We start from the raw sequence: 5694 nt of genomic DNA, 5'->3' as shown, positions 1-5694 counted from the left end.
CGCGAAAGGTGAAGCGCGACATGGCGTAGCCGGCGAGCGTGGCGATCACCGTCACCAAAGCCGCCGTCGATACCGAGACGATGACGCTGTTGAGGAAATAACGCGGGAAGTCGGAGGCTTCGAGCACGGTGACGAAGTTCTGGAATGTCGTTTGCGACGGCCAGAGGGTGATGCCTTCGGAGTATAGCAGGCGTTCCGGCGTCACCGAGATCTTCAGCGTCCAGAAGATCGGAAACAGCGCGAAGACCATGTAGGCGGCGATGGCGCCGTAAAGACCGATGCCGCCGGCGATGCGCGAGGAGGTGGAGCGACCGGCGATCATCAGACGTGCCTCACCAAGGTACGGCGGACGGCGATCAGCCCCACCGCATAGATCAGCAACACTAGGAGCAGCACGGCGACCGCCGAGGCATAGCCCTTGTCCAGCGACTTGAAGGCGCTGACATAAATGTAGACCGGCACCGTGCTGGTCGAGCCCGCCGGCCCCCCTTCGGTCATGACGAAGATCAGGTCGGCGAAAGTGGCGATCCAGATGGTGCGCAGCATGACGGTGATCACAATGGTCGGCGCCAGGAACGGCAACGTGACCTTGGTAAAACGTTGCCAGGGCGAGGCGCCATCTATGGCGGCGGCCTCATGCAGTTCCGACGGGATCGACTTCAGCGCGGCCAGCAGCGTGATGGCGAAAAAGGGAATGCCGAACCAGATGTTGGCGATGATCGGCCCCCACATGGCGGTGGCGGGATCGGACAGTATGTTGGTCGGCTCGGCCTTCAGCCCGAGTGCGAACAACCAGTGCGGCAACGGCCCGACGATCGGGTTGAACAGCCAGGCCCAGGTGAGGCCGGAGAGGAAGGACGGCACCGCCCAGGGCAGGAACACCACCGCCTGCACCACCTTGCGGCCGACGAACGGCTTGTCGAGCAGAAGCGCCAGGCCGAGCCCGAGGAAGAACTGGAAGAACAGGCTGGCGACGGTCCACCACAGCGTGTTGATCAGCGCCTGGCCAAGGACGGCGTCCGAGAGCATAGTTTGATACTGGCCGAGCCCGACATATTCCGACTTGAAGGCCGAGAATTTGCGGAACGAATAGCTGATGCCGATGATCAGCGGCACCAGAAGCACAACGACAAGCAGGACGATAGCCGGCGAAAGATAGAGCCAGGGCTCGATCGCGGTCTTGTTCAGCCCTCTCTTGCGCGGCCGGGCGGCGGATCGGATTTCGGACACTGCGTAGGTCATACGTTTTGGCTCTACGGTGGTGAATGGGTGCCGGCGGGCAAAACAGCGTCCTTCTCCCCGTTCACGGGGAGAAGATGCCGGCAGGCAGATGAGGGGCGGCGCGAACCTTTCGGGAGTGGGCGCTGCCCCTCATCCGGCCCTTCGGGTCACCTTCTCCCCGTGAAACGGGGAGAAGGAAAAAGCCTGCGCCTACTTCTTATTTTTAGCCAGCCAGTCCTGCTGCTCCTTGGTCAGGAACGCGGCCCACGCGTCGGCCGCCTCCTTGGCCGTCTTCTGGCCGAGCAGCACTTCCTGGAAGTTCTTGATCGCCACCTGGTCGACGAAGTTGCCGAGGTTTTCCAGATGCGTCGGCGGCGTCACCATTTCATATTTGGAGCTGTCGCTGAGCTCGGTGAACCAGCCCTTGAACTGCTCGGTCTTGAAATGGGCATCCTGGTCGGCGCCATTGTGGATCGGGACGACGCCGACTTCCTTGGCCCATTCCAGATTGTCCTTGGGCGAGAGCAGCGTCGCCATCAGCTTCCAGGCATCGTCTTTATGCTGCGAATTGGCGAACATTGCCCAGCCGGCATAGCCCAGCGTCGGATAGGACTTGCCGCTCGGTCCGACCGGCAGCGGCGCCACGGCGAAATCGTCGGCACTCATCTTGTCAGCGATGCCGAGCAGCGCGTCCGGATCCTGATTGAGCATGGCGCATGTGCCGGAATAGAAGCCGGTGACGGTCTCGTTGAAACCCCAGCTCACGGCGTCCTTCGGCGCCAGGCCGTTCTTGTACATGTCGGCCAGCATCTGCAGGCCCTTGACCGAGCCTTCGTCGTTGATGGTCGAGGTGCCGTCCTCGTTGAAGTAGCCGCCCTTGCCGGCGGCGATGTTCATGAACATGTGCATGCCGTTGAAGGCGCCCGGGCCGCCGCGCAGGCAGTAGCCATATTTGCCGGGGATGGCCGAGATCTTCTTGGAGTCCTCGACGAACTCGTCGAGCGTCGCCGGCGGGCCGTCGAGGCCGGCCTGCTTGAACAGCTTTTTGTTCCAGAACAGCGCGTTCACATAGTAGCCGTAGGGGATCATGAACTGCGTGTTGTTGACGGTCGAGCCGAACTGTTTGGCGCGGTCGCCGAGCGTCTTGGCGTCGTCCCACTTGGCCATGTAGGGACCGAGGTCCTCGAGCTGGCCGTTGTTGGCATAGAGGCCCATCCAGCGTTCCGGCATCTCGACAACGTCGGGCGTGTCGCCGGCCTGCACCATGGTCAGGAACTTCTCGAAGGCCTGGCCCCAGGGCAGCGAGACGAGCTCGACCTTGACGCCTGGATTGGCCGCCTCGAATTCGGCGATCTGCTTCTTCAGGAATTCGGTGCGCGGCGGGCTGGTGATGACCTCGACCATCTTGATCGTGCTGTCGGCCAGGGCGCCGCTGGCGGAAATCGCCAGGCCGGCGACGGCGGCAAGCATCAGCGTCAGTCTCTTCATGTTCAGGACTCCCATTTTGAACGCTCGGTTATTTTCTTGCTTTGTCGAAGGCCTGGGCGATGTCGGCCCAGAGATCCTCGACGCTTTCCAATCCGACATTGAAGCGGATGGTTCGGGGGCTGACGCCGAAGCGCGCCATCGAATTCAGGCCCGGCGTCTGCTCGAGCGAGGCCTTGGCCGGCACAACCAGGCTTTCATGACCGCCCCAGCTGACGCCGATGCGGAAGAATTTCAGCGCATCGACGAAAGCGGGAATGTCGACATCCTCCGTCACCTCGAAGGAGAACAGCCCGGCATAGCCGGCAAGCGTCTTCTTGCCGGGATGGTTGGAATAGGCGGGATGATTAACCCGCTCGACCTTGCCATGCGCCTTTAGCCGCTCGGCGAGGATGAGCCCGCTCTTCATGTGGTGCGGCAGCCTGAGCGGCAGCGTGCGCAGGCCGCGCAGGAGCAGCCAGCCTTCGAAGGGTGACAGTTTGCCGCCGAGCGAGGAATAGGTCTGCTCGTTGATGTGCCTGATATGCGCGGCGGAGCCCGCCACCACGCCGGCAACAGTGTCGCTGTGGCCGCCGAGATATTTCGAGGCTGAATGCAGCACAAGATCGACGCCGTGCGCGATCGGCTTCTGGAACACGGGCGTCGCCCAGGAATTGTCGATGGTGGTGACGATGCCTTGCTCCTTCGCGAGCCGCGTCAGATGGGCGATGTCCTGCAGCTCGAACATCATCGAGGTCGGGCTTTCCAGGTAAAGCAACTTGGCGCCCGGCAGCGCCGCCGCCACCGCATCCGGGTCGGAGCCGTCGACATAGTCGACCTTGATTTGCAAGCGTGGGAACAGCCGCTCGAACAGCCGGTAGGCATCGCCATAGCAGTTGCGCACGGCGACGATGCGCTCGCCGGCGCCGACGAAGGCGAGCACCGTGGCGCTGATCGCGGCCATGCCGCTGGAGAAGCCGCGCGCGGCTTCGGCACCTTCGAGGGCGGCGACGCGCGCTTCGAACTCCATCACCGTCGGATTGTCGCCGCGCGAATAGATCGGCTGGCGGCGCCGGCCAGCAAAGGTGTCGGCCATCTCGGCATAATTGGCGAAGGTGAACAGCGAGGTCTGGTAGATAGGCGGCACCACCGCGCCGCCGGGGAACGGATCGTCATGGGCCAGAAGCGTAGCCGCCTCGGCCAGATAGTCGCTGTTGGAAAGGCCCGGGTCGAAACCGGTGGGGTGCTCATTCATTTGCGGTCCGAAAGCTTGAGGTTGGCGGCGCCGCGCTTCAGATCGTCCTCGACGGTGGCGATGAGCTTCAGCGCCTCGGCCCGAGCTCCTTCCGGGTCGTGCGCGGCAATGCGTTCGTAGATAGTCCGGTGATAGGGGAAGCTGGCGTGGCCGAAATCGCGCACGCCGAGCGGGTGTTCCCAGAAGCGGTGGAACAGCTCGTGCATGGCGGCAATGATCTGCTCGAACAGCGGATTGCCGGAAGCGCGGTAGATCGCCTGATGAAACTCCCAGTCCTCGTCCGATGACATGCCGGCGCGGGTCTGGAAAGCCTCCTCCATAAGGTCGAGCTTGCGTTCGATCTCGGCGAGCTCGGCCTTGCCGGCGCGGACGGCGCAAAGGGCGGCGGCCTCGGCCTCCAGCGCGCGGCGGATTTCCAGCGTGCGCATCAGGCCGGCGAAATCATTGCCGCCGGCCAGCGTCAGCGGCATGTGCAGCATATCGGGAGAGACGGCCGCCTTGAGATAGGTGCCTGAGCCCTGCCGCCGCTCGACGAGGCCGAGCCCCTCCCAGCGCGTCAGCGCCTCACGCACGGTGTTGCGGCTGACCTTGAGCCGCTCGGCCAGGATGCGCTCGGTCGGCAACTTCTCACCGGGACCCAGGGATTCCTGCCTGACGAAACCGGCCAAGGCCTTCAGCACCGCGTCGTCGCGGGCCGTCGTCTGGATGGGAGGCAAAAGATCGGTCAAGCCAGAGCCTAAAGTGGTTCAATGGTCCAACCAATTCTGCACAGAGCGAAAGGCGAGTCAACAGCCCGAAACGAGACAGGGCCGAACGGCGCGCAGATGCGATATACGTTCAGAACGATCCTGGCCGGATATTCCCCGGCCCAATCGGTGGAACTCAACCCCGCGGTTCCCATGAAAGAAATCCGTGGCGCCCAACTTCATCATCTGCCTCGAGGACAGACGGCACTTCAAATTGCTGAAGCGGCATATCGCCGTGCATTACGGCCTCTCGCCCGATCAATATCGGGCGAAGTGGAACCCTGCCTTCCAACCATCCGATGGTGGCACCGAACTATTCCGCAAACCGTTCGAGGCTCGCCAAGTCCATGGGGCTGGGACGCAAGCCTAACGGCTCGGCGCAGTAGGTCGCCCTCGCGAGAAGCGTTCGACGCTCGAGGCGGGATCGCCGTGCCGAATCGGCGGTCCGGTCATGGACCGATCCTTGATTGGTCGGCCTCGCGCGAACGCTCCTCAGCCGGCCTCGACCATCGTTTGCGACTGCAGGGCGACGTGGCCGACCTCGGTAAGCGCGTAGATCCCGCGCTCCGTTCTGGCAAACCAGCCATAGTAATTGTGCAGCAATATGTTGGCCGCGCGCAGCGAAACGGCTTTCAGGTCACGCGGTCGCTTCGGGCCGTCGGCCATGGCGGCGGCGCAGGCCAGCGCCTCCTGCCGGTAGGCGGCCATAATCGGCGCGCGCGTGCTGCCTCCGGCCGTGGGGTCGCCGCGCCGGCGCCGATGCTCCTCCATCAGGCGCGAACGCCGCCGGGGATCACGCCTCGGGGGCACGGCGGCGGGACTGAGCAGCAACTCGACCTCACCCTTACTGCCAACCCCCAGCAGCCCGAAGCCGAGGCGGCGGCACAGCGCGCGGAAGCGGCGGTCGTGCTCGCGCCCCTTGCCGCGCGCCGACATGAGCGCGGCGAGCCAGACCTCGTCGCAGGCCGCCGCGCGGGCGACGGCCTGGAGCACGAGTTCCAGATTGAA

Annotated in this window: 5 protein-coding genes and 2 pseudogenes; 1 reads left to right on the top strand and 6 read right to left on the bottom strand. The window is 63.9% G+C overall.

What is annotated here, in order from left to right; translation table 11 throughout:
- The 5 genes and pseudogenes from EN742_RS21895 to EN742_RS21875 all read right to left on the bottom strand — a co-directional run.
- Positions 1-322: pseudogene (locus EN742_RS21895) on the bottom strand (carbohydrate ABC transporter permease); the annotation flags it as partial.
- Complete coding sequence (locus EN742_RS21890; protein WP_128333265.1) at positions 322-1242, bottom strand: sugar ABC transporter permease; 921 nt, start codon at positions 1240-1242, stop codon at positions 322-324. The pseudogene EN742_RS21895 and the gene EN742_RS21890, both read right to left, overlap by 1 nt.
- A gap of 189 nt (positions 1243-1431) precedes the next feature.
- Positions 1432-2709, bottom strand: a complete 1278-nt coding sequence (locus EN742_RS21885; protein ID WP_126056878.1) for a sugar ABC transporter substrate-binding protein — start codon at positions 2707-2709, stop codon at positions 1432-1434.
- A gap of 28 nt (positions 2710-2737) precedes the next feature.
- Positions 2738-3940 carry a PLP-dependent transferase gene (locus tag EN742_RS21880; protein WP_126056879.1) on the bottom strand — a complete coding sequence of 401 codons (1203 nt, stop codon included), beginning with the start codon at positions 3938-3940 and terminating at the stop codon, positions 2738-2740.
- Positions 3937-4668, bottom strand: a complete 732-nt coding sequence (locus tag EN742_RS21875; protein ID WP_126056880.1) for a FadR/GntR family transcriptional regulator — start codon at positions 4666-4668, stop codon at positions 3937-3939. The genes EN742_RS21880 and EN742_RS21875 overlap by 4 nt, the downstream gene beginning before the upstream one ends.
- 175 nt (positions 4669-4843) lie before the next feature.
- Here EN742_RS21875 and EN742_RS21870 point away from each other — a divergent pair.
- A pseudogene (locus EN742_RS21870) lies at positions 4844-5072 on the top strand (MucR family transcriptional regulator); the annotation flags it as partial.
- A 106-nt stretch (positions 5073-5178) separates the two neighbouring features.
- On the opposite strand, the gene EN742_RS21865 reads toward EN742_RS21870, so the two are convergent.
- Positions 5179-5694: DUF2161 family putative PD-(D/E)XK-type phosphodiesterase (locus EN742_RS21865; RefSeq protein ID WP_128333264.1), on the bottom strand; the 516-nt coding region annotated here is incomplete at its 5' end.

The sequence above is a fragment of the Mesorhizobium sp. M4A.F.Ca.ET.020.02.1.1 genome (assembly GCF_004022645.1).
GTDB lineage: Bacteria > Pseudomonadota > Alphaproteobacteria > Rhizobiales > Rhizobiaceae > Mesorhizobium.
The sequence above is the reverse complement of the archived record's forward strand: the minus strand, read 5'-3'. Positions and strand labels throughout refer to the sequence as shown.

What these genes read in the sequence shown, in the direction of transcription:
- EN742_RS21885 (WP_126056878.1), bottom strand. Translation starts at nt 2,709, where the DNA reads ATGAAGAGACTGACGCTGATGCTTGCCGCCGTCGCCGGCCTGGCGATT.
- EN742_RS21890 (WP_128333265.1), bottom strand. Translation starts at nt 1,242, where the DNA reads ATGACCTACGCAGTGTCCGAAATCCGATCCGCCGCCCGGCCGCGCAAG.
- EN742_RS21880 (WP_126056879.1), bottom strand. Translation starts at nt 3,940, where the DNA reads ATGAATGAGCACCCCACCGGTTTCGACCCGGGCCTTTCCAACAGCGAC.